The sequence below is a fragment of the Rhizobium sp. Leaf262 genome (genome assembly GCF_001422245.1).
Taxonomy (GTDB): domain Bacteria; phylum Pseudomonadota; class Alphaproteobacteria; order Rhizobiales; family Rhizobiaceae; genus Agrobacterium.
The window spans coordinates 264,726-287,157 of record NZ_LMMM01000012.1; the positions used below are offsets into that span (position 1 = coordinate 264,726).

The 22,432-nt window shown below is 57.3% G+C and carries 24 protein-coding genes, 1 tRNA gene and 1 riboswitch; of the genes, 9 read left to right on the top strand and 16 right to left on the bottom strand.

What is annotated here, in order from left to right:
- The first annotated feature begins 13 nt into the window (after nt 1-13).
- A riboswitch (SAM riboswitch) is annotated at nt 14-92 on the top strand.
- 43 nt (nt 93-135) lie between these two features.
- The 3 genes from ASF29_RS12255 (at nt 136) to ASF29_RS24395 (ending at nt 2,652) form a co-directional block, all read left to right on the top strand.
- Nucleotides 136-1,320, top strand: coding sequence for an O-succinylhomoserine sulfhydrylase (locus ASF29_RS12255; RefSeq protein WP_062450954.1), 1,185 nt, complete (start codon nt 136-138; stop codon nt 1,318-1,320).
- 219 nt (nt 1,321-1,539) lie between these two features.
- Nucleotides 1,540-1,932, top strand: a complete 393-nt coding sequence (apaG, locus tag ASF29_RS12260) for a Co2+/Mg2+ efflux protein ApaG (RefSeq protein WP_062450955.1) — start codon at nt 1,540-1,542, stop codon at nt 1,930-1,932.
- Nucleotides 1,933-2,061: 129 nt separating this feature from the next.
- Nucleotides 2,062-2,652 carry a hypothetical protein gene (locus ASF29_RS24395; protein ID WP_156462644.1) on the top strand — a complete coding sequence of 197 codons (591 nt, stop codon included), beginning with the start codon at nt 2,062-2,064 and terminating at the stop codon, nt 2,650-2,652.
- Nucleotides 2,653-2,709: 57 nt separating this feature from the next.
- On the opposite strand, the gene ASF29_RS12270 is transcribed toward ASF29_RS24395, so the two are convergent.
- The 3 genes from ASF29_RS12270 to ASF29_RS12280 all read right to left on the bottom strand — a co-directional run bounded on the left by ASF29_RS12270 (nt 2,710) and on the right by ASF29_RS12280 (nt 6,131).
- Nucleotides 2,710-3,702 carry an Hsp33 family molecular chaperone gene (locus ASF29_RS12270; protein ID WP_062451040.1) on the bottom strand — a complete coding sequence of 331 codons (993 nt, stop codon included), beginning with the start codon at nt 3,700-3,702 and terminating at the stop codon, nt 2,710-2,712.
- A gap of 263 nt (nt 3,703-3,965) precedes the next feature.
- Nucleotides 3,966-4,883 carry an ornithine carbamoyltransferase gene (argF, locus tag ASF29_RS12275; RefSeq protein ID WP_062450957.1) on the bottom strand — a complete coding sequence of 306 codons (918 nt, stop codon included), beginning with the start codon at nt 4,881-4,883 and terminating at the stop codon, nt 3,966-3,968.
- 51 nt (nt 4,884-4,934) lie between these two features.
- On the bottom strand, nt 4,935-6,131 hold the full coding sequence (locus tag ASF29_RS12280) for an aspartate aminotransferase family protein (protein ID WP_062450958.1): 1,197 nt from the start codon (nt 6,129-6,131) through the stop codon (nt 4,935-4,937).
- A gap of 434 nt (nt 6,132-6,565) precedes the next feature.
- Between ASF29_RS12280 and ASF29_RS12285 the strand changes: the two genes are divergently transcribed.
- Nucleotides 6,566-7,099, top strand: coding sequence for a GcrA family cell cycle regulator (locus ASF29_RS12285; protein ID WP_062450959.1), 534 nt, complete (start codon nt 6,566-6,568; stop codon nt 7,097-7,099).
- Nucleotides 7,100-7,136: 37 nt separating this feature from the next.
- On the opposite strand, the gene ASF29_RS12290 is transcribed toward ASF29_RS12285, so the two are convergent.
- The 11 genes from ASF29_RS12290 to phoR form a co-directional block, all read right to left on the bottom strand.
- Nucleotides 7,137-7,583: a hypothetical protein gene (locus ASF29_RS12290; RefSeq protein ID WP_062450960.1), complete on the bottom strand. Its 447-nt coding sequence runs from the start codon at nt 7,581-7,583 to the stop codon at nt 7,137-7,139.
- Between the two features lie 230 nt (nt 7,584-7,813).
- Nucleotides 7,814-8,203, bottom strand: a complete 390-nt coding sequence (locus ASF29_RS12295) for a DUF6481 family protein (RefSeq protein ID WP_062450961.1) — start codon at nt 8,201-8,203, stop codon at nt 7,814-7,816.
- A 36-nt stretch (nt 8,204-8,239) separates the two neighbouring features.
- On the bottom strand, nt 8,240-8,464 hold the full coding sequence (locus ASF29_RS12300) for a hypothetical protein (protein WP_062450962.1): 225 nt from the start codon (nt 8,462-8,464) through the stop codon (nt 8,240-8,242).
- 201 nt (nt 8,465-8,665) lie between these two features.
- Nucleotides 8,666-8,875, bottom strand: coding sequence for a cold-shock protein (locus ASF29_RS12305; protein ID WP_042617912.1), 210 nt, complete (start codon nt 8,873-8,875; stop codon nt 8,666-8,668).
- 506 nt (nt 8,876-9,381) lie between these two features.
- Complete coding sequence (gene phoB, locus ASF29_RS12310; protein ID WP_045229896.1) at nt 9,382-10,065, bottom strand: phosphate regulon transcriptional regulator PhoB; 684 nt, start codon at nt 10,063-10,065, stop codon at nt 9,382-9,384.
- A gap of 134 nt (nt 10,066-10,199) precedes the next feature.
- The gene (gene phoU / locus ASF29_RS12315) at nt 10,200-10,916 is read right to left on the bottom strand and encodes a phosphate signaling complex protein PhoU (protein ID WP_062450963.1); all 717 of its coding nucleotides are present in this window, start codon (nt 10,914-10,916) and stop codon (nt 10,200-10,202) included.
- A gap of 86 nt (nt 10,917-11,002) precedes the next feature.
- The gene (pstB, locus tag ASF29_RS12320) at nt 11,003-11,818 is read right to left on the bottom strand and encodes a phosphate ABC transporter ATP-binding protein PstB (RefSeq protein WP_062450964.1); all 816 of its coding nucleotides are present in this window, start codon (nt 11,816-11,818) and stop codon (nt 11,003-11,005) included.
- 14 nt (nt 11,819-11,832) lie between these two features.
- Nucleotides 11,833-13,155, bottom strand: coding sequence for a phosphate ABC transporter permease PstA (pstA, locus tag ASF29_RS12325; protein ID WP_062450965.1), 1,323 nt, complete (start codon nt 13,153-13,155; stop codon nt 11,833-11,835).
- Complete coding sequence (gene pstC / locus ASF29_RS12330; protein ID WP_062450966.1) at nt 13,152-14,636, bottom strand: phosphate ABC transporter permease subunit PstC; 1,485 nt, start codon at nt 14,634-14,636, stop codon at nt 13,152-13,154. Before pstC ends, pstA begins: the two co-directional genes overlap by 4 nt.
- A gap of 279 nt (nt 14,637-14,915) precedes the next feature.
- Nucleotides 14,916-15,950: a substrate-binding domain-containing protein gene (locus ASF29_RS12335; RefSeq protein WP_062450967.1), complete on the bottom strand. Its 1,035-nt coding sequence runs from the start codon at nt 15,948-15,950 to the stop codon at nt 14,916-14,918.
- A 214-nt stretch (nt 15,951-16,164) separates the two neighbouring features.
- Nucleotides 16,165-17,433: a phosphate regulon sensor histidine kinase PhoR gene (gene phoR / locus ASF29_RS12340; RefSeq protein WP_062451041.1), complete on the bottom strand. Its 1,269-nt coding sequence runs from the start codon at nt 17,431-17,433 to the stop codon at nt 16,165-16,167.
- A 191-nt stretch (nt 17,434-17,624) separates the two neighbouring features.
- Here phoR and ppk2 point away from each other — a divergent pair, with 191 nt between their 5' ends.
- Nucleotides 17,625-18,506: a polyphosphate kinase 2 gene (gene ppk2 / locus ASF29_RS12345; protein WP_062450968.1), complete on the top strand. Its 882-nt coding sequence runs from the start codon at nt 17,625-17,627 to the stop codon at nt 18,504-18,506.
- Between the two features lie 48 nt (nt 18,507-18,554).
- On the opposite strand, the gene ASF29_RS12350 is transcribed toward ppk2, so the two are convergent.
- Nucleotides 18,555-19,730: a hypothetical protein gene (locus ASF29_RS12350; protein WP_062450969.1), complete on the bottom strand. Its 1,176-nt coding sequence runs from the start codon at nt 19,728-19,730 to the stop codon at nt 18,555-18,557.
- Nucleotides 19,731-20,165: 435 nt separating this feature from the next.
- Between ASF29_RS12350 and ASF29_RS12355 the strand changes: the two genes are divergently transcribed.
- The 4 genes from ASF29_RS12355 to ASF29_RS12370 all read left to right on the top strand — a co-directional run bounded on the left by ASF29_RS12355 (nt 20,166) and on the right by ASF29_RS12370 (nt 22,143).
- Nucleotides 20,166-21,122, top strand: a complete 957-nt coding sequence (locus ASF29_RS12355; protein WP_062450970.1) for a nitronate monooxygenase family protein — start codon at nt 20,166-20,168, stop codon at nt 21,120-21,122.
- A 122-nt stretch (nt 21,123-21,244) separates the two neighbouring features.
- Nucleotides 21,245-21,320 (top strand) — tRNA-Thr (locus ASF29_RS12360).
- Nucleotides 21,321-21,457: 137 nt separating this feature from the next.
- Complete coding sequence (locus ASF29_RS12365) at nt 21,458-21,754, top strand: type II toxin-antitoxin system HigB family toxin (protein ID WP_062450971.1); 297 nt, start codon at nt 21,458-21,460, stop codon at nt 21,752-21,754.
- Entirely contained in the window at nt 21,754-22,143 is a 390-nt protein-coding gene (locus ASF29_RS12370) for a type II toxin-antitoxin system HigA family antitoxin (RefSeq protein WP_062450972.1), read from the top strand. The genes ASF29_RS12365 and ASF29_RS12370 overlap by 1 nt, the downstream gene beginning before the upstream one ends.
- Nucleotides 22,144-22,159: 16 nt before the next feature.
- Here the strand turns inward: ASF29_RS12370 and ASF29_RS24690 are convergent, their stop codons facing one another.
- Entirely contained in the window at nt 22,160-22,324 is a 165-nt protein-coding gene (locus tag ASF29_RS24690) for a hypothetical protein (RefSeq protein WP_200925535.1), read from the bottom strand.
- Nucleotides 22,325-22,432 lie beyond the last annotated feature (108 nt).

Consider the following 22,432-nt stretch of genomic DNA (forward strand, 5'->3'; position numbering starts at 1 on the left):
CGGAGTTAAGGCAATCTTATCCCGTGGTGATTTGGCCGGTCGGCTTGCAGCCACGTTAAATAAGTGGCTAAAAAGACCGGGTGCTTGTAACCGGTCTGCTTTTGCGACCGGTTTTTTTGTTTGTAAGGTGATGACATGAGCAAGAAATGGCGCCCGGCAACACAGCTGGTACACGGCGGCACACGGCGTTCCCCATATGGTGAAACATCCGAAGCGATCTATCTGACGCAGGGCTTCGTTTATGAAAGTTCGGAAGCGGCGGAAGCCCGCTTCAAGGGTGAGACGGACGGTTTTATCTACGCCCGCTACGCCAGCCCGACCAATGACATGTTCGAAAAGCGCATGTGCCTGCTGGAAGGTGCCGAAGATGCGCGCGCCACGGCATCCGGCATGGCTGCCGTCAGCGCTGCCATTCTGTGCCAGTTGAAGGCAGGCGACCACATCGTTGCTGCGCGCGCCCTGTTCGGTTCCTGCCGGTGGGTTGTCGAAACACTGGCGCCGAAATACGGCATCGAATGCACGCTGGTCGATGGTCGTGATCTGGCCAATTGGGAAAAGGCGATCCAGCCCAACACCAAGCTGTTCTTCCTCGAAAGCCCGACAAACCCTACGCTGGAAGTGGTCGATATCGCCGGCGTTGCTAAGCTCGCCAACCAGATCGGCGCGAAGCTGGTGGTCGACAACGTGTTTGCCACGCCGCTTTTCCAGAAGCCATTGGAACTGGGTGCGCATATCGTCGTCTACTCCGCGACCAAGCACATCGATGGTCAGGGCCGTTGCCTGGGTGGCGTCGTTCTCTCCGACAAAAAATGGATCGAGGAAGAGCTTCAGGATTATTTCCGCCATACCGGCCCGGCCATGTCTCCCTTTAACGCCTGGACCCTGCTGAAGGGCATCGAAACGTTGCCGCTTCGCGTGCGCCAGCAGACGGCCAATGCGGGCAAGATTGCCGATTTCCTTGCCGATCAGGGGAAGGTCGCCAAGGTGATCTATCCCGGTCGCGCCGACCATCCGCAGGCCGATATCATCGCCAAGCAGATGACGGGCGGCTCGACGCTGGTATGCTTTGAACTGAAGGGCGGCAAGGAAGCGGCGTTCCAGTTGCAGAACGCGCTTGAAGTCGTCAAGATTTCCAACAATCTGGGCGATGCCAAGAGCCTGATCACTCATCCTGGCACGACCACGCACAAGAACCTGACGGATGAAGCCCGTGCGGAACTGGGCATTTCCGGTGGCACGTTGCGTCTTTCCTGCGGCATCGAAGATACCGATGACCTGCTGGAGGATTTTGCAGCCGCGCTGGCCAAGGTTTCTGCCTGATATCCATCAATGATGGCCCGGCATGCTGTCGGGCTATCTTCCCTTCGCCACTGATCCAGCAGCGCCGGATCAAGCGATATTTACCGACAACCGCGTTTCAGACAGACGAAATATGCGACTGTTTTGTAAAGCAAAGCTAATATGGCTTTGAGTTTCTTGACGATGGCATGCGCCTGTAGTGTAGAGTGGTTGAACAAGCAATTACTTAAGGCCCTGTGAATGTACCGTGCGCTGACGAGGGATATCGAGGTCACTGTCGACCCCTATTATCTTGAAGAGCAATCTGACCCGGATGACAGTCGTTATGTCTGGGGTTACACGGTCGTGATTTCGAACAACTCGGATATTGCAGTCACCCTGGTCAATCGCTACTGGCACATTACGGATGAAAGCGGGCAAGTGGACGAGGTGTCGGGACCCGGCGTTATCGGCGAGCAGCCGCATTTGAAGCCCGGCGATAGCTATGAATACTCGTCGGGATGCCCGCTCGATACTCCCTCGGGAATGATGTTCGGCCATTATGAGATGCAGGCCGATACGGGTGAAGTCTTTACCGTCGCCATTCCCGCTTTCTCTCTGGACAGCCCCGGCTTGTCTCGGGTTTTGAATTAGAGTTTAGCCGCAGTTTGTAAAACTTCGATAAGGCTATATCGAGATAACGGGGAAATTCACGCATTAGAGTTGCTCAAATATGCAATACGCGTGTAATGCGCGCATATTTGATCGCAGGGACTCAACAGCATGATTTTTCGGTTTCTTATTCCCGCCATTGCAGTGTCTGGAATGGCGCTTAGTGGCTGCCAGACACATAAGCCAATTGCCATGAGCGTTGCCGCAACGCCGACTTCACCCAACATTCAGCACGGCGACGTCCTGGCGCCTCAACGGACTGCTGGGCAAGATATACCTGCGCTGCGGGGCAACGAGATCGCAACAATAAGAACCTACGAGTACACGAAGAAGAACGACTCCGACTTTAGCACTCGATCTGAAATTGAAGCTGTTGATTGCGTGCTCGAGAGCGATGGTTATAAGGCGTCGATTAAGACGCCTGCCCAAGTACGCGTTCCCGACTATGGCTACGCTTCCCGGCCTATCTCCGTGCGCTGCACGGCCACCGGCTACAGGCCTGGCGTTGCCAATGTTGTCGCAGTCAACAAATCTGCCGACCAGCGCATGTCATCTGGTAGCAATGCCGGTCTGGCAGGCATTGTCGTCATGGCGGTGGTCAATGCGGCATCCGACCAGAAAAAGGATGATTTCGTGTATCCGCCAATCAACGTTACGATGAACCGGATTGGCTGCGAAACGAGCAAAGTAACCTGCCGCTAGACAATAGCGCTGGGCGTTAGGCATAAAAGGCGGGATCAGCTCCCGCCTTTTTCGTTCTCAATCGACCGCCGCGACTTCCTCGACCGGATAACGGTAGGTCGTCGAGCAGAACTCGCAGGTAACAGAAATGACGCCGTCCTCCTGGCTATCGTTGATCTCCTCGGCGGAGAATCCCGATAGAACGCCCTTGATCTTTTCGCGTGAGCAGTTGCAGCGGTCCACGATCAATTGCGGATCAAAGACGCGTACGCCCTGCTCGTGAAACAGCCGGAACAACAGCTTTTCGGCTGGAACCTGCGGATCGGTCAGTTCGTCCATATGTACGGTGTCGATCAGTGCCACCGCTTCGTTCCAGGCATCGTCATGGGCAACCTCGAAGTCGCCCTCGTCGCCATCTCCGCCCGGCAGATCCTGCGGACGAAGACGTTCAGGTGCCTGCGGGAGGAACTGTGCGATGATGCCGCCCGCACGCCAGCCATGGCGTGGCTTGCCATCGGCACCCCGATCGAACAGCTCCGCAACGCCAAGCCTGACCCGGGTCGGCAACTGTTCAGATTGCCGGAAATAAACACCTGCAATGGCTTCCAACGACGACCCGTCCAGTGGCACGATGCCTTGGTAAGGCTGCATGCCCACACCTTGATCGATAGTGAAGGCAAGGATGCCGCTACCCAGCAACTCTTCCGGCGAAGTCTGGCCAGCAGCCGTGGCTTCCGCCAGCCGCTCTTCATCGAAACGGGCGTAGGCACGCATGTTTTCCGGCGCCGTGAAATCGGCCACCAGAAGATCGACTGGACCATCTCCCTTGGTTTGGAGGGTGAGCTTTCCGGAAAATTTGAGCGAGGTGCCGATCAGTGCCGTCAAGACAACGGCCTCTGCCAGAAGACGCGCGACCACGGGCGGGTAATCGTGCCGCTCCAAAATAGCATTCAGAAGCGGGCCGACCTGAACGGCACGACCACGCACGTCGAGACCTTCCACCTGAAAGGGGACGACCTTGTCATCGCCTGCGAATTGAAGGCTATCCAGCTCTACCGTTACATCTGCCATATCCAACTCCTTGACGCCCGTCCGCATGTCCGCAACCGCTTGCGACACATCAATGCCGTGACCGATATCGCGACGGGTATAATATTCGTTCTTGCACAGACGCCCGGAAAGCGAAACCGCTACCGGGGCTGTGTGCGATGAACAATTGATGAAAAGCCGCCTTCAAAACATCCGGCAGCATCGACTGGCACTAGAAATGGGAAGCCAGTGCGAAATTTCAACCCTCCGGCACACCGCCCCGAAGGTGGGTGCCGGATGCGAAATCAGATGACGCCCATGCACCATGCGATGATGGCTTTTTGCGCATGCAGGCGGTTTTCGGCTTCATCGAACACCACGGATTGTGGCCCGTCGATGACCTCATCCGTCACCTCCTCACCACGATGCGCAGGCAGGCAATGCATGAACAATGCGTCCTTGTTGGCCTTGCCCATCAGCGCCGCATTGACCTGATAAGGCTGGAAGATATTGTGGCCACGCGCCTTGTGCTCCTGGTTCATGGAGACCCACGTATCGGTCACGACGCAGTCCGCACCATCAACGGCGCGATCCGCATCATGGCACAGCATGATTTCGCCGCCATTGTTGCGCGCCCAGTTCAAGAACCGGTCATGCGGCTCGGAGCCCATCGGCACGGCCATGTTCATGCGATAACCGAAACGGGCGGCACCCTCGACCAGCGAATGCAACACGTTGTTGCCATCACCCGTCCAGGCGATGGTCTTGCCTTTGACTGGGCCGCGATGCTCTTCGAATGTCAGGATATCCGCCATGATCTGGCATGGATGTGTATCGTCGGTTAGGCCGTTGATGACGGGCACCGTCGCATGTTCGGCAAGTTCCAGAAGACGCGAATGATCGGTCGTGCGGATCATGATCGCATCGACATAGCGCGACAGCACCTTGGCTGTATCGCCGATGGTTTCGGCGCGACCCAGCTGCATTTCCGTGCCGGACAAAAACAGCGTCTCGCCGCCCAGTTGACGCATGCCCACATCGAAGGACACGCGGGTGCGGGTTGATGGCTTTTCGAAAATCATCGCCAGCATCTTACCGGCCAGCGGCTTTTCCGCCGTTCCGTTCTTGGTGGCGATCTTGCGGCTGCGTGCGTCATCGAGAATGACCCGCAGGTCTTCCGAACCGACGGCCGAAAGGTCTAGAAAATGCTTTGCTGATGCCATTTTTAAAAAGTCCCATAATACGGGCGACCCCTGCCAGCCCGGGCGCGCCTGTCAGGCGCTCTTTGCCAGTTTCGTGGTCAGTGCTTCCGCTGCTTTTTCAAGGCGTGCAAGACCGTCGCGCACTTCCTCCGCCGTCACCACAAGGGGTGGCAGCAGGCGGATCACGTTGTCGCCGGCGGGAACGCCAAGAAGATGTTCGGCCCGGATGGCCTGCAGAAGATCGGCAGACGGCACCTTTGCCTTGATGCCAAGCAGCAGTCCTTCACCACGAATTTCCTCGATCACGTCGGGGTAGCGATCTTTCAGCGAGGCGAGCCCCTGACGAAAGACCAGCGCGACGTCGCGGACATGCTGGAGGAAGCCGTCCGCCAGCACGATGTCCAGCACGGCGTTGCCGCAGGCCATAGCCAACGGGTTGCCGCCATAGGTCGTGCCGTGGACACCAGCCGTCATGCCGGATGCCGCCTCAGCCGTTGCAAGGCACGCGCCGAAAGGAAAACCGCCGCCGATGCCCTTGGCAACAGCCATGATATCGGGGGCCACGCCCGACCGTTCATAAGCAAAGAACTTGCCCGTGCGGCCAACGCCGGTCTGCACTTCGTCGAAAATCAGTAGCAGGCCATGCTCTTCGCACAGCGCCCGCAGCTCACGAAGGAATTCGGACTCGGCGGAGCGAATGCCACCCTCACCCTGGATAGGCTCGATGAGCAGCGCTGCCGTTTCGGGAACGATCGCGGCTTTCAGCGCATCGAGGTCACCGAACGGCACCTGGTCGAAACCGTCGACCTTGGGACCGAAGCCTTCGATATATTTCGGCTGGCCGCCTGCGGCGATGGTTGCGAGCGTACGGCCATGAAACGCGCCTTCGAAGGTGATGATGCGAAATTTCTCCGGATGACCGTGGGTATAATGATACCGCCGTGCCGTCTTGATCGCGCATTCCAGGGCCTCGGCACCGGAATTGGTGAAAAAGACTTTATCCGCAAAGGTTGCATCCGTCAGACGCCTAGCCAGAGTCTCCTGACCTGCGACTTCATAGAGGTTGGAGAGGTGCCATACCTTCTCTGCCTGCGACTTCAGCGCCTCCACCATATGGGGATGGCTGTGGCCGACGGAGGTGACCGCAACGCCCGCACCGAAATCCAGATATCGCTCGCCCGTTTCGGTTATGAGCCACACGCCCTCGCCGCGCTCGAAGCGCAAAGGGGCTCTGGAAAACGTATCGAACAATGGCGCGGTGTCGGCCATGGCTGCATCACTCCCTGCGCAAAGGCGCTGTCAATAGGGCTTATCGGTTATCCCGTGCCTGAAAATCAAAAATGCCGCCTCACGGCGGCTTCGGGCATTTCTAGAATGCGAGCGCACTATTGTCGCTTCCCTGGCCGATGTCAACAAATGTCCTCGTTTTGCGGCATTCTCAAGCCATGGTAGCTTCAGAACGGAGACCCACAAGGTGTTGCTTTTCCGACTCACTGACGAAGCAAGTTGGGGAAAACCGGAAAATCGATTCCAGATGATTCTCCCGACTCTTGTCACGGAGTCTGCCTACGATTAGGTTAACTCTCAATTACTAGATCGCAAGCGGCGGACCTAGTCACCTACAATCTGGCGGATACTCTGCGCGTGGTTTGCTCCATGGCATTAGAGGAAGATTCTGCCTGCGCGAAGAGCGGAGAAGCGGCATGAACTGGACTGATGAACGGGTCGAAAAACTGAAGCGCCTATGGTCCGAAGGACTGAGCGCCAGCCAGATTGCAGCCCAGCTGGGCGGCGTCAGCCGCAACGCCGTCATCGGCAAGGTGCACCGTCTCAACCTGCCGGGCCGCGCCAAGGCTGGCGGCACAGTTGCAACCACACGTCCTGCCACAAAGCGGCCGACCGCCACGGCTTCGACACCGCGCACGACCACCTTCCAGGCCCGCGTGGCTCCGGCCCGCAACACAGTCCGTACCGCAGGCGCAACTGCGCTGAAGGACGAGATGGACATGGAAACGGCGCAGGTTCTCGAATATGTGCCCGTCAACAATGCAACCCTGCCGACTTCGCTGCGCCTGACGTTGACGGAATTGACGGAGCGCACCTGCAAATGGCCGGTCGGCGATCCGCTCAAGGACGACTTCCACTTCTGCGGTTGCGAGGCTTCTGAGGCTTCGCCTTACTGCAAGTTCCACGCCAAGATGGCTTACCAGCCGGTAAGTGAACGTCGCCGCGCCTAAAAGCCGCGATTACGATGCGAAACGGACGAAGGCGGGTCTATTGGCCCGCTTTTTTAATGTCTCGAATGGATCGCGGATGCCCAGACGATGATCGATGGGATCGGCAGGCTTCGATCAGAGCGTCGACGATCCGCCCATCACTGTGGTAGGTCAAAATCTCACGCCAGTCGCGCGCCTCTTGTGCCGTGATCAGTTCCGGCAGACGTGCCCGCACCCGCTCTTCTTCCGCCAGATGCTCTATGAAGCCGACAATGACAGCGGTGTTGACCTCTTGGTCGGGGGCCGAAAGACAGTAGCGCGCATAATCGATGATGCGCCGTGATTTTTCCATGTCGTCGGTTTTCACGCACGTCTCGAAGAACAGGCGTAACTCTATCCACGCCGCCATGGGCGACCAGGCCCGCTCGATCTCGTCACGGATATCCGGTGCTGCTTCTATAGCCTTACGACGCCATGCGCTCATATAAACGGACCGTATCTGCATGCAATGACGTCAAGCCTCCCATAAAAAGAGAGGTTTTGCGACAGATTTTGCGTGCGGAAACGATTGTACGAGCGCTCGAGATGCTCCGAGGCGGCATGGCTGCGCGGAGATGCAAAGGCATAGCGGGCTGATGACTCAACGCCCGCGTTCAGGAAGGAGCATGGCAAAAAGTCCTTCCCGCCAGATCGCAGCCCTTCAGTCGAATGGCTGCTGGATCATGGCAGATAGCGTCAGCCCTGGCGAGCCTTGCGGTTGGCATAGCGACGGTCGCGCTCGGCCTTGCGGGCGGCTTCGTCTTCTATGACGCGGGCTATGCGGTTTTTATCGGCCAGCTTGCGAGCGTCTTCTTCGGCACTGGCAGCGGCTTCAAGTTCGGCTTCGTGCGCCAGGCGCTCGGCTTCAAGGCGGCTCTGTTCTTCGCGCTTCTGCTGCTCGCGCTCGGCACGCCGTGCTTCGCGGGCTTCCGCCACGGCGATGCGTTCTGCCTGCCTGGCTTCCCGGTTGGGTTCGGCGGCTTCTTTGGCGGCTTTGTAGGCGTCAAGAAGTGCGGCCTTCGCGTCGGCAGCAGCACTGCGACGGTCAGAAAGTTCGTTGTTTTTCACGTTTCTGCTGTTTTTCAAATCTCTACTCCAATTGTCGTGTCCGTCCAGACAGGGTCACGATTTCTTACCGCGCTTGGACGGTGCCTTTGTGGGCGGGGCAATGCTGTCCTGCAATTCCTTGGCAAGTCTGGCTTCGCGCAAACGCAGCGTCTTTTCATCCCGCGCCTGAGCGATGGAATTCAGCTCGTCGACCGCGTGACCCTTGGCAAAAAACTGCGACTGCGTCGCACCGAATGCGATTTCCGCCTGCTGGCGGGATTTGCTGTAGGATTCTGTCATGGAAGTTCCCTTTCATGCCACATCATGCACTTTCATGAGGTGGAGATTGAGTGGCTCAGAGCATCATCAAAACAGCGACGCGCACCAAGGGCTGGCCGACCAGCGGCACAAAAAAAGGCCAGGCAACGTGCCTGACCTCGATTGGTCTCATGCTTTCGACAGTGCCAGTACATCCGTGGTCAAAGGAAAGCAGATTCCGAATTAAGCAGCCTGGAGATTGCAGGCAGACATCTTGCCGGACTTGTTGTCCCGCTCAAGATCGTAGCTCAGCTTCTGGCCTTCTACGATTTCGCGCATACCTGCGCGCTCTACAGCGGAGATGTGCACGAATGCATCGGCTCCGCCGTTGTCTGGCTGAATGAAGCCGAAGCCTTTTGTGGAGTTAAACCATTTTACAGTGCCTGTGGTCATAATGAACCCTTTCAAAGCATAAGTTGTAGATCGCAGAACATGTGCCCTGCGTGCGAATATAGCGATGTTTTTGAGAGGAAAGGGTTAGTTCAAAACGCGGTGCTAATCGCGCGGCAACCAAAGCTCAGCAAGCAAAATATCGATAAACCAGTGATAGAGGTTTATCGATGGATAGTCAAACTTTAAATTTCAGATCATTGGAATCAGCATTTATCTTGCAACAGAACCGACGCGTTTCGGGATATAATATCGAATGCTGCATTTTCCATTTGGCAGAAGCGCCTGAAGGTTGTTTTTACTCAGAAAAATCCTGTTTTCGGCGAAGATGAGAACATCCCATTTTCATAGGTTGGATAGCGCCGATTCAATCGGGATCAGCTAAAAATATATTTTTGAAAAAGCACCAGATAACCGCTCCCTGCGCCATTGCCCCTCGCGCAATGCAAACGCGCGCCGTTCGATGGAGGGAACAAGCGCGCGTGATTGTGCAACTATGATGAATGCCTTCAGGCTTCCATGGAATAGCCCGCGCCGCGAACGGTGCGGATCACATCCTGCATATTGGAGAAATTCAATGCCTTACGCAGGCGACCGACATGGACGTCCACGGTGCGTTCATCCACATAGATGTCGTGACCCCAGACACCGTCGAGCAATTGCGAGCGGGAGAAGACGCGTCCGGGAGAGACCATGAGGAACTCCAGCAGGCGAAATTCTGTTGGGCCGAGGCGCACTTCGCGGGTCTTGCGGTGAACGCGGTGGGTCTCGCGATCCAGCTCTATGTCGCCGCATTTCAGAACCGACGACAACACTTCCGGGCGGGCGCGTCGCAGCATGGCCTTGACGCGTGCCATCAGTTCCGGCGTGGAGAAGGGCTTGACCACATAGTCGTCAGCGCCCGTTGCCAATCCGCGCACACGCTCGCTTTCTTCACCTCTTGCCGTCAACATGATGATCGGCAGACGTTCGGTTTCCGGTCGCATTCGGAGGCGGCGGCACAGCTCGATGCCTGAGACGCCTGGCAGCATCCAATCCAGAATCAGAAGATCGGGCGTCCGCTCCTGCAGACGAATTTCCGCCTCGTCGCCGCGTGGAATGGTATCCACGTCATAACCTTCGGACTCGAGATTGTATCGAAGCAAAACGCTCAAGGCCTCTTCGTCTTCGACAACTGCGATTTTCGGCACCATGGCTCAGGACTCCGCCAGTCTTACCAGAAAGACATGCGCGCATTCGCACGCATGCTAGATGCTCTGGCCTGTTGATCTACACATGCGGCATCCGAAGATCGTTTCCGAACCCATTGTGCCGCTGTTGTCAGAACTTACTCAGTGATAGCACCGAGTGTGTTGGAACTATCGTCCTTTGGACGTTCGCCTTGCGGCTGGCTGCCGGTCGCCATGTAATAAATGGTCTCGGCGATGTTGGTCGCGTGATCACCAACGCGCTCGATGTTCTTTGCGCAGAACAGCAAATGCGTGCAGGTGGTGATGTTGCGCGGATCTTCCATCATATATGTCAACAGCTCGCGAAACAGCGAGGTGTACATGGCGTCGATTTCCTCGTCGCGCTCGCGAATGGCCTGCGCCTTTTCTGCGGAGCGTGTGGAATAGACGTCCAGCACTTCCTTCAGCTGCACCAGCGCCAGTTCGGAAAGATGTTCCAGTCCCCGTGCCAGCTTGCGCGGAACGCCGGTTCCGGCAACCGCGATGACGCGCTTTGCGGTGTTCTTGCCCAGATCGCCAACGCGCTCGAGATCGGCGGCGATGCGCAGCGAGCCGATGATTTCACGAAGGTCGGCGGCCATAGGCTGACGCTTGGCAATGGTGACGATGGCCTTGTCGCCGATCTCGCGCTCGGCGTGATCAAGAATGGTATCGTCGGAGATCACCTTCTGGGCGAGTGCCGCATCGGAGTTGACGAGCGCGCGGACGGCATCCGCACACATCTGCTCTGCCAGGCCGCCCATTTCGGCGATGCGGCGGGTGAGGAACTTCAGCTCTTCGTCATAGGCGGACGTAATATGCGAATGTGTCGGCATGTTCGAATTCTCCAGTTTCGGTGCGGTTGACCGTGAGCCCGACTGGGCTCCAACGGTCTACGCGGCGGTTTTGAACCAGCGGCAGATCAGCCGAAGCGACCCATGATGTAGTCCTGCGTGCGCTGGTCGTCCGGGTTGGTGAACATCTTGTCGGTGTCGTTTTCCTCCACCAGATGGCCCAGATGGAACATGGCGGTGCGCTGCGACACGCGGGCTGCCTGCTGCATGGAGTGGGTCACGATAACGATGGTGTAGTTGGCACGAAGTTCGTGGATCAGTTCCTCGACCTTGGCAGTGGCAATCGGGTCGAGCGCCGAGCAGGGCTCGTCCATCAGGATGACTTCCGGAGAGACGGCGATGGCGCGGGCGATGCACAGGCGCTGCTGCTGACCACCGGACAAGCCCGTACCCGATTCATGCAAGCGGTCCTTGGCTTCGTTCCACAGACCGGCCTTCTGAAGGCTGGATTCGACGATCTGGTCCATATCCGCCTTGTTGCGAGCCAGACCGTGAATGCGCGGACCGTAAGCGATGTTTTCGTAGATCGTCTTCGGGAACGGGTTCGGTTTCTGGAACACCATGCCGACCCGGGCGCGCAGCTCAACCACGTCGATAGATGGATCGTAGACATCCTCCTCGTCGAGCGTGATCTTGCCCGTGACGCGGCAGCCGTCGATCGTATCGTTCATGCGGTTCAACGTTCGCAGGAAGGTAGACTTGCCGCAACCGGATGGACCGATCAGCGCTGTCACGGTGTTTTCCCGCACGTTGAGGTTCACGTCGTAAAGAGCGCGTTTCTCGCCATAATATACGGAAACGTCCTTGCCGATCATCTTGTACATTGCTTCATTCATTTTCTTGTCCAGCGCCTTTTCAACTGCTGCTTCCGACAACATATTCATAATTTCCGCTCCCTCTACCAGCGACGCTCGAAGCGGCGGCGCAACAGGATTGCTCCAACATTCATGACGATGAGGAACATCAGCAGGATGATGATAGCGCCTGATGTTCGCTCGACAAAGGCACGTTCTGCTTCGTTCGCCCACATGTAGATCTGCACGGGCAGCGCCGTGGACGGATCCATCGGCGTCGTCGGATAGTTCGCAACGAAGGCGACCATGCCGATGAGCAGCAGGGGTGCGGTTTCACCCAGCGCATGCGCCAGACCGATGATGGTGCCGGTCAGAATGCCGGGCATGGCCAGCGGCAGCACATGGTGGAAGATCGTCTGCATTTTCGATGCGCCAAGGCCAAGAGCCGCAGCACGGATGGACGGTGGCACGGCCTTCAGCGCCGCACGCGTGGCGATAATGATCGTCGGCAGCGTCATCAGCGTCAGCACCAGACCACCCACGAGCGAGGCAGAGCGCGGAAAGCCCATGAAGTTGATGAAGACCGACAGGCCGAGTAGACCGTAAACGATGGAGGGAACGGCAGCGAGGTTGTTGATATTGACCTCGATCAGATCCGTAAGGCGGTTCTTCGGAGCAAATTCCTCCAGATAGATGGAGGCGGCAACGCCGATGGGCAGCGACAGAACCAGCACGATCAGCATCATGTAGAAGGAACCGATGAGGGCGACGCCCACACCTGCCGCTTCCGGACGGCTGGATGCGCCGTTGAAGAAGATGCCGGTGTTGAAATGCTTGCCCAACTGTCCTGCTTCGGTCAGTTGTTTTACCCAGCCCAGCTGCTGGTCGGAGATACGACGGTTCTGCTCGTTGACCGATACGTCGACCTGACCCTTCACGACGCTGTCGAGGTCGCCGGAGGCAAGAAGCGCCACGGTCCGTGTCGTGCCGATGATACCGGGATCTGCAACCACGAGATCGCGAAGCTGCGTACGGATGCTGTCCGAAATCATCGCATTGACGGCACGAAGGCTGGTGCGATCATCCAGCGAAACGCCGAGTGCCTTGGCAACGGCATTGCGGGCGACCACGGGGTAATTCGCGGTCATCAGCTTGCCAGGGTTCTGCGCACGGACATTATCGGGATCAATGATCTGTTCGGAAAACTCCACCGGCACAGTGATCATCGTCTGCTGGAAGGCCGTATAACCTTTGCCGACGACAGACCAGAGCAGGAGAAACAGAAACAGCAGGCCGAAGCAGATCGCTGCCAGACCATAGGCCTGAAAGCGACGCTCTGACGCGTAACGGCGCTTGATGCCGATATCGCGACGGACCTTCTTCGTTGCGGCTGGGGCGATAGCGCCCGGAGTAACGACGTCGGTCATTCGTACTGCTCCCGGTATTTGCGCACGATATAGAGCGCGTAGATATTGAGGCAAAGCGTGATGGCAAAGAGTGTGATGCCAAGCGCAAAGGCGACGAGCGTTTGCGGCGAGGTGAATTCAAGGTCGCCCGTCAACTGGCTGACGATCTTGACCGTCACCGTCGTCATCGGCTCGAAAGGATCGAGCTGAAGGCGGGCGGCTACACCGGCGGCCAGAACCACGATCATGGTTTCACCGATGGCACGTGAGGCGGTCATCAGGATGGCGCCGACGATGCCTGGAAGGGCAGCGGGGAGGATGACCCTCTTTACGGTTTCCGAGCGCGTCGCACCAAGGCCCAGCGAACCGTCGCGAAGCGCGCGGGGAACGGCGGTAATGATGTCGTCCGATAGCGAGGAGACATAGGGGATCAGCATGATGCCCATGACGAAACCAGCCGTGATAACACTCTGCGCCTGGATGAAGTTGGTATAGTCACCCGTGGCCAGACCGTTGATCTGCGAGGAAATATCGCGCAGGAACGGGCCGACGGTGGTCAGGGCGAAGAAGCCGTAGACGATGGTCGGAATGCCCGCCAGAACCTCCAGCAGCGGCTTTGCAACCGAACGCAGGCGCGGGCTGGCATATTCGGCCATGTAGATCGCCGAGAACAGGCCAACGGGGACCGCAACCAGCATGGCGACAAAGCCGATGTAGAGCGTACCTGCCAGCAGTGGAATGAGACCGAACTGACCGGCGCTATCGGTGGAACCGGCGGCGGCAAACCGGGGGTCCCACACCGTCCCGAAGAAAAACTCCTGCGCAGGCACCATGTTGAAGAACTGGATGGCCTCCGTCAGCATCGACAAGACGATGCCGATGGTCGTCAGGATGGCGATGGAGGACGCCAGCATCAGAGCCGCAAGAATGACCTTCTCGACATTGTTACGGGCACGAAACCGCGGCGCAATGCCCCGCAGAGCGTAGAGGGCACCAGCGAGCGCTGCGCCCAGCACCACGATGACCATGCCGAGCCTGCTGGCCGACGTCATGGTATTCAGCGTTTCGGCGGCCTCGACCATGTAAGGCTGCGGGTCGCCGGCGATGGCCACACCCTTGGAACCGAGAAGCGCTCGCAGGGTCAGAGGATCGGCCTTTGCCTGGGCAAGCTCTTCCGCCGTCAGACGCTGCAAACCTCGAGCAATCGAGCCCACCATGCCATAGTTGAGGCTTTGCTGCGCCTCAGACTGCGCCTTGATGTCGTCGGGAAACTCGCCACGCACCGAAGCCGTGATGATGAAGGGGCTGATGGCCAGCCAGAGCGCAAGTATGAACGCCGATGGAAGGATGGCCCAGACGAGAACATAGGAGCCATGGTACCCGGCCCTCGAATGCATAGACGACGGACGTGCGCCCGCCAGAGCGACAGCGCGGCGCGAGCCAAGCAGATAGCTGGTAATGCCGATCAGCGCTAATATAAGTAAAAGTATGGATGTGTTCATGGAGACTTTCCTCGGCGCACCAGGAGCGGGGATGCGGTATCAGGCAGCTTTGTTATTTGCACATCGGATCATCCGAAAACCGTCATCAAACCCTGCGGTCCGACGGTTTCGCGACAGGTGCCGTATTCCCGTTTTTTGGCTTAGGCATTCCGGGTTGATACATCATATTCATCGGCCGCTTGGTCATACGATAAATAGGACCTGTCAACCCACGCGATGTCTTGCCAACAGAAAGATGGGTGAAAGGCGCGACAGAAATGCCGCGCCCTTCGGTCAGGATTACATGATCTTGCCGGCTTCGAACTGAGCGCGGATTTCCTTACGCTCGGCTTCAGGAGCAGCAACCAGGCCGTAGTTGGCCAGCGGGGAGTCAGGGCCGATCATCTCGTCAGAGGTGAAGAACTCGACATATTCCTTGAGGCCCGGGATAACGCCGACATGTGCCTTCTTGACATAGAAGAACAGCGGGCGGGAAACAGGGTACTTGCCGCTTGCAACGGATTCAGTTGTTGGAACAACGCCGCTGACGGTCGCGACCTTCAGCTTGTCCTTGTTGTTTTCATAGAATGCGAGGCCGAATACGCCGAGGCCGGTCTTGTTGGCGTCGATACGAGCGAGCGTTTCAGTGTAGTCGCCGTCGATGTCGACAGCCGCACCGTCCTTACGAACTGCGATGCACTTTGCAGCAGCCTGCTTGGCGTCGGCAACCAGACCCTTGATAGCGTCAGCTGCTTTTGCTTCCTTGCAGCCGTCAGCCATGATCTTCTCTTCGAAGACTTCACGTGTGCCGTGCTTGGAACCAGGGATGTAGGCAGCAATCGCTACATCAGGCAGTTCCTTGTTGATTTCGGACCACTTCTTGTAAGGGTTGGCAACGAGCTTGCCGTCCTTGACGATTTCAGCGGCCAGACCGAGGTACAGGTCCTTCGGCTCAAGCTTGACGTCCTTGTTGGACTTGTCCATCGCGAAAACGATGCCGTCGTAACCGATCTTGACTTCCTGAACGTCGGTGACGCCAGCAGCCTTACAGGCAGCCAGTTCGTCAGCCTTGATCGGGCGCGAGGCGTTTGCAATGTCGATGGTGCCTTCACCAACGCCCGAGCAGAACGCCTTCAAGCCGCCACCCGTGCCGCCGGACTCGACGACTGGAGCCTTGAAGTCAGGGAAGGTTTCAGCGAAAGTTTCAGCAACGATCTTTGCGTATGGCAGAACGGTGGACGAACCGGCAACCTGGATCTGGTCGCGAGCAGCGGCAGCACCTGCGAAGGCAACGGAAGCCACCAAGGCTGTTGCGTACAATTTAACGATATTCATGTGACTCTCCCGTATGGGGCCCGCATGGGGCTTTTATGGACGCTGCCGGCTGTAGCTTTTACCCTCTTGCCCAATCTGGGCTGCCCCGGCGGCCTCTTCTTAACCAGTCTTGCCACACCCTTTTATGTCATTTCGATGAAGTATTTGTGACAACTTAAGTATCTGAATGATAATATCTATTTTTGAAACTTGTTCATGAGCGCAGCATCATATGTCAAAATCTGACGGTGAAGTCGGTACCGACCTCCAGTTCCGAGCGGATGATCAGACGAGCGCGGTGTCTGGTGAGGATGTGTTTGACGATGGCAAGGCCAAGACCGGTGCCTTTTTTTGACCGGCTGTCTGCGACACTGACCCTGTAAAAGCGCTCCGTCAGACGCGGCACATGCTCTGCCGGAATGCCCGGCCCCTTGTCCACCACGCTGACCTCGACCGGGCTTCCCGCGTCTGAGCGCAGGAAGACTTCGACCACCTTTCCCTCCTGTCCGTATTTGCACGCATTTTCCACCAGGTTCTGGAACACCTGCACCAGTTCGTCGCGGTCACCTGTCACCTCCACCTGGCCCTCCGGAACGTGCAAATTGATCTCGATGTCCAGATCGTCGGCCAGCGGCAAAAGGGAATCGCGCACATGACCCAGCAGCGGTACCAGATCCACCCGCTGGTCCGGCGCGATATTGGCCCGCAGTTCGAGACGCGACAGCGACATCAGATCGTCGACGAGACGGCTCATGCGGGTGGCCTGATCGAGCATGATGCCCAGAAACCGCTCGCGCGCCTTGGGATCGTCACGGGCCGGCCCCTGCATGGTTTCGATGAAGCCTCGCAGCGACGCCAAAGGTGTGCGCAGCTCGTGACTGGCATTGGCAACGAAATCGCTGCGCATGCGGTCGATACGGCGCAGTTCGGAAATATCGCGGAACGACAGGATATAAAGCATTGCGTCTTTCTGCTCCTGCATCGCAGCGGGTGCAATGCGGACGATGAAGACCCGTTCTGACGGCAGGCGCTCGGAATGCTCCACCTGATTGGGCTGCCCCGTGGCGATGGTTTCCCTGATGACATCCAGCAGGCCGGGCGAGCGCAGGCGCCCGGAAATATGCGATCCGACAGGCAGCACCCCGAAAGCCCGCTCGGCAGCGGCATTTTCAAACAGAACGCTGCCATTTCGATCCAGAATGAACACCGGCGTATCCAGCACCGCAAGACCGGAACGCACGCCAGCGATCAGGCTTTCGCTGACGATCTGGTCTTCATTCACCTCTGCCACGGCAGAGCGTTTGGCTGCCTTCGAAACCTTTGTGGAACTTGCTGCGAGGATTGCGATCACCGCCAGGAACCACAACATCAACGGGAGATAGGGTGTCCGCAGTTCCATGAGCGTGACGATGGCGAGCAGCGTGACGACAAGAATAGAGAGCCAGTTGCGTCGCAGACCCTGCCAATATCGTGCGAATGCGCCGCTGCTTTCCGTCACTGCCATTTCCATTCGCTTTCCTTTGTCGCTGAAATCAGCGTATCGAACCTTTTATCTCTCTTTCATGACAGAGATTCATCACTATGTCTTTTCCCACAGGTCGATGTCATGCCTGACCGGCATATTGAAATTTTGGTCCGCCTGTGAGTTGATGGAAACGAAGCCGGATAAGCACCGGCGCCACCCGGGGAGCGATAATGAGCGAAAACGCCAAGGACCGTTCGGTCGAACTTCAGATCGGCGGAAAGACACGTATCTTCAACATCGACGATCCTGTTTTGCCGGACTGGGTGGAGGAGAAGAAGCTATCTGCCGGAGACTTTCCCTATGACAAGAAGATGAAGCGGGAAGACTACGACCAGACGCTGGAAGCATTGCAAATCGAACTGGTTAAGGTGCAATCCTGGCTGCAGGCGACCGGCACCCGCGTCATGTCTGTTTTCGAGGGGCGTGATGCCGCCGGAAAAGGTGGCGCCATTTCCGTCATCAAGGAATATCTCAACCCCCGCTCCGCGCGTGTCGTGGCCTTGACCAAGCCGACAGAAACAGAACGCGGGCAATGGTATTTCCAGCGCTATATTTCGCACTTCCCGACGGCTGGCGAGTTCGTCATGTTCGACCGTTCCTGGTACAATCGCGCTGGTGTCGAGCCGATCATGGGCTTCTGTACGCCCGACGAACACAAGCGCTTCCTGAAAGAAGCACCCCGCCTCGAAAAGATGATCGTCCACGAAGGCACTCATCTCTTCAAGTTCTGGCTGGATACGGGGCGGGAAACCCAGCTCGACCGTTTTCATGACCGACGCCACAGCCCTTTGAAGGCCTGGAAACTATCCGACATGGATATTGCCGCACTGACAAAGTGGGACGATTACACGGCCATGCGGAATCTGATGCTGGAAAAGACCCACAATGACGAGGCGCCATGGACGGTTATCCGCGCCAATGACAAGCGTCGCGCCCGCATCAATCTCATCAGACATATCTTGAAATCGCTGGACTATGCCGGCAAGGACAAGAAGGTCATCGGCGATATCGACAGCAAGATTCTCGGCTTCGGTCCCGATTTCCTCAAATAGCTCGAGACAAGATACATCCCATGCCGGGCTGGCGGAAGCGCGCGCCGCTCACTGGCCCGGCAGAATGCGCACCGAATACAGGTTGATCGGGCGACCGTTGCCGTCAATATCGCTGTTGATGATGATACGTCCGGGACTGTTGGGGGCAAGTGTCCGATCAAATGTGACATTGATCAACATATCGGCACGCTCCGGCGTTGCCGTGAAGCGGTGACGGGCACAATCTCCAAGGCTTCCGAAATCGCAGCTGATAGAAAGCTGCGTTTGGCGGTCGCTTGACGATTGCAGCGTGATCGAAATGGTTGACGATTTGCCCGCCATTTCCCGCAAGACTTCGGTGGGAACGGTGATGGCGACGTCGCCATCGGCCTCCGAAACGCGCGATGTCAGCCTTACCGCCTTACCCGCAGGTGTCGTGATGGGCTCGACGACTGAAAGTGATCCCGTCTGGAGACCTTCATTGCCGCGTTCGGCATTGAAAACCTCCTGCCAGTCGTCGGAGAAACCGCGACCTGCCTCCACACTCGGCTCAGGCGGGGCCTCAGTCCCATTGAAGTCTTCCGATTGCACCTGTGGCGGTGGGTTAGGCACGCCGGTGTCGCGTTCGCTGGGCGATAACAACAGGCCGGAACTGTAAACCCACCAGGCACCGAATGCGATAAACGCCAGCAATGTGAAATAGATGAAAAGCCTTGCGACCAATCCCCTCTTGCGACGTGCCTTGGCGGCGCGCTCCGGAGTAAAGGCAAGCGAGCCGATATCTGCCCTTGGTGCCGATCGTGCATCAGGCGCGACCACGCCACGCTCTGCGCTAAAATCACCGATATCGTCTGACGTCGACATCTCGCTTTGCGGCTCGTCTCGACGATCCGACTCGACCGGCAACACATCGTCCTCAAGCCTCTCGTCACGCTGAGGCGCAGTGACGGCAGGCGTTACTGGTCTCACCGGCGGCGGCGGCACGGGAGCACGTGCAGCTTCCCGACGGACATGGTCTTCCACGACATTGAGCAGCCGGTTTCGCTCTTCGGTTTCGATGGCGTGTACGAGCGTTTCCAGGCGCTGTCGTTGCTGGGCGACGATTTCCGGGTCGTCTATGCCCTGCTTGCGCAGACCCGCTTCCAGCGCCTGCCGGGAAGACTGATAGATGCGTGCCCGAACCTCGGCGCTCGATCTGTCCGATTTCTCAAGGGCATTTCTGATTGCCGTTTCCAGTCCGCTCACTACCGGTCCTTTTCTTTGCCATCCGACAGGCTCAGCGCATTCGCCCGAAAATTACGTCTATTTTCGGAAAGCGCGATGCGCGGATACGTCATTCAGAGCATCATTTATGCACCCGAAGGCACGCAACGGCATTCCGGCGACGTTGCGCGATGCTCGTTTACGATTCGGTAACCTCTCGCATGCCCAACCGCAAGAGAGACAACTGTTAAATATTGGAATGGCTTGGGGAAAACGTCACCGTGGCGATATCGGCGCATCGAATGGCCTCTTGTGTGCACCTCCCACACTCTCTCTATCGAGATTTCAACGCGTTATATAACAAAGCGCTGCAACAGGCAGCCGCGCCGCAACATTGCTGGGATTTTTTTTGCTTTTCATCCGCTTCCGGCTTCGCTACATCTTACGTGCGCGTAAACGTCATTCATGGGAGGAAACATGCTGCCGTCCGTACTCAGGGACAATCTTCGACTGCCGGTGGTTGCCTCACCGCTCTTCATCATTTCCCATCCAGAATTGACGCTCGCGCAATGCAAGGCGGGTGTCGTCGGCGCATTTCCGGCGCTCAATGCCCGCCCGGAAAGCCAGCTGGACGAATGGCTGGCCATGATGACCGAGGATTTGGCCAGTTATAACGCCGCCAACCCTGAAAAACCGGCAGCACCCTTTGCGGTGAACCAGATCGTCCACACTTCCAACAAGCGGCTGGAGCATGATCTCGGCCTCTGCGTCAAATACAAGGTGCCGATCGTCATCTCGTCGCTAGGCGCAGTGCCGGAAGTCAATGCCGCGATCCATTCCTATGGCGGCATCGTGCTGCATGATATCATCAACAACCGACACGCCAATTCCGCCATCCGCAAGGGTGCGGACGGTTTGATTGCGGTGGCGACGGGTGCAGGTGGTCATGCGGGCACACTTTCTCCATTCGCGCTGGTGCAGGAAATCCGTGAATGGTTCGACGGCCCCCTGCTTCTGGCAGGCGCCATCGCCAATGGCGGCGCGATCCTTGCGGCGCAGGCCATGGGCGCTGACATGGCCTATATCGGTTCCCCCTTCATCGCCACCACCGAGGCAAGAGCATCGGACGCCTATAAGCAGGCCATCGTGGACGCCCAGGCCAGTGACATCGTCTATTCCAATTACTTCACCGGCATCCACGGCAATTACATGAAAGCCTCGATCATTGCAGCCGGCATGGACCCCGACAACCTGCCCGTGGCCGATCCCTCTAAAATGGATTTCGGCGCAGCAACGAGCGGCGCAAAAGCCTGGAAGGACATCTGGGGTGCTGGCCAAGGCGTGGGCGCGGTAAAGGCAGTCGAACCCGTTTCCGCACTGGTGGATCGGCTTGCGAAGGAATACGAAGCCGCCAAGACCCGCATTCTGGCTTGATGGATCTTGCAAGGATTGGTGCGGGATTTTTGATCGAAGCCGTATTCAAGACTTGAAATCCATCCCCAATGCCTGTATCAGCCCGCCATACGCCGCGCCAACATATATTCGGCGCCCGGCAAGCCGCTTTAGCTCAGGTGGTAGAGCACATCATTCGTAATGATGGGGTCGCAGGTTCGAGTCCTGCAAGCGGCACCAGTTTTTCTCCGCAGCATTTCACTTTCACAATCTGCTCTTGGCGTCGATATCCTGCCAATCTCCATGCGCGCATCTAAAGTTCCCAAGTTGGGAATTAGTCATTGTTCCCGATTTGGGAATGCGCTATAATCTTCAACATGCAGATCATCGCCAAGTCTACATTGAAGCTGTTTTGGGAGCGTCATGCGCAAGCCGAAACGCCTTTGAAGACGTGGTACGCGATTGTCAGCAAGGCAGAGTGGAACGGTCCTTCAGACGTAAAAACTGCGTTTGGTGCAACGGTGGATTTCGTTTCGGATAACCGCGTCATTTTCGATATTTCGGGCAATAAATATCGCCTGATTGTCCATATCGCATATGCTTACAAACGCGTTTTGATCAAGTTTATTGGTACCCATAAGGAATACGACCAGATCGACCCGGAGACAGTGTAATGGACAATATTCGTGCCATCAAAAACGATGCTGATCTTGCGTGGGCCCTTGCCGAGATCAGCCCTTATTTCGACAATCCGCCTGATTTTGGAACGCCTGACGCTGACAGGTTCGATGTGCTTGCTACCCTCATAGAAGCCTTTGAGGACAAACATCACCGCATTGACGCGCCTGAGCCGGTGGATTTGATCAAAACACATATGGAGATGACAGGGCGGACGCAGGGCGACCTTGCCGCACTGTTCGGCTCGCGCTCGCGCGCGTCGGAAGTCCTGAACAGGAAACGCGCTCTTACCGTTGATATGATCTACAAGCTGCATAAAGAATGGGGCATTCCAGCCGATTGCCTTGTGGAGCCGTACCACCTCTCCGAACGGAAATACGCATGACAAAAAGCTGAAGGCACTATTGCTGCGGCTGAACTGTCGTTCTCGGTATCAACGTCCCGTCCTGACTTTGCGGCGAAAGCTGCCTGTCGCCATTGAGGAAGGCGATGCTCAGCACGATGCCCACGAGCACGCATAGCAGCGCGACGAATATCAGGCCTGATCTATCTATTGGCTTCTTCATGCCTCGCTAACATAGACGTGAATGTGAAGATGATGGGGCGAAACACACGATTTTTTACCGCAGGACATATTTGGTTACAAATGCGTGAAGGCACGTCCTTGCGTGCCT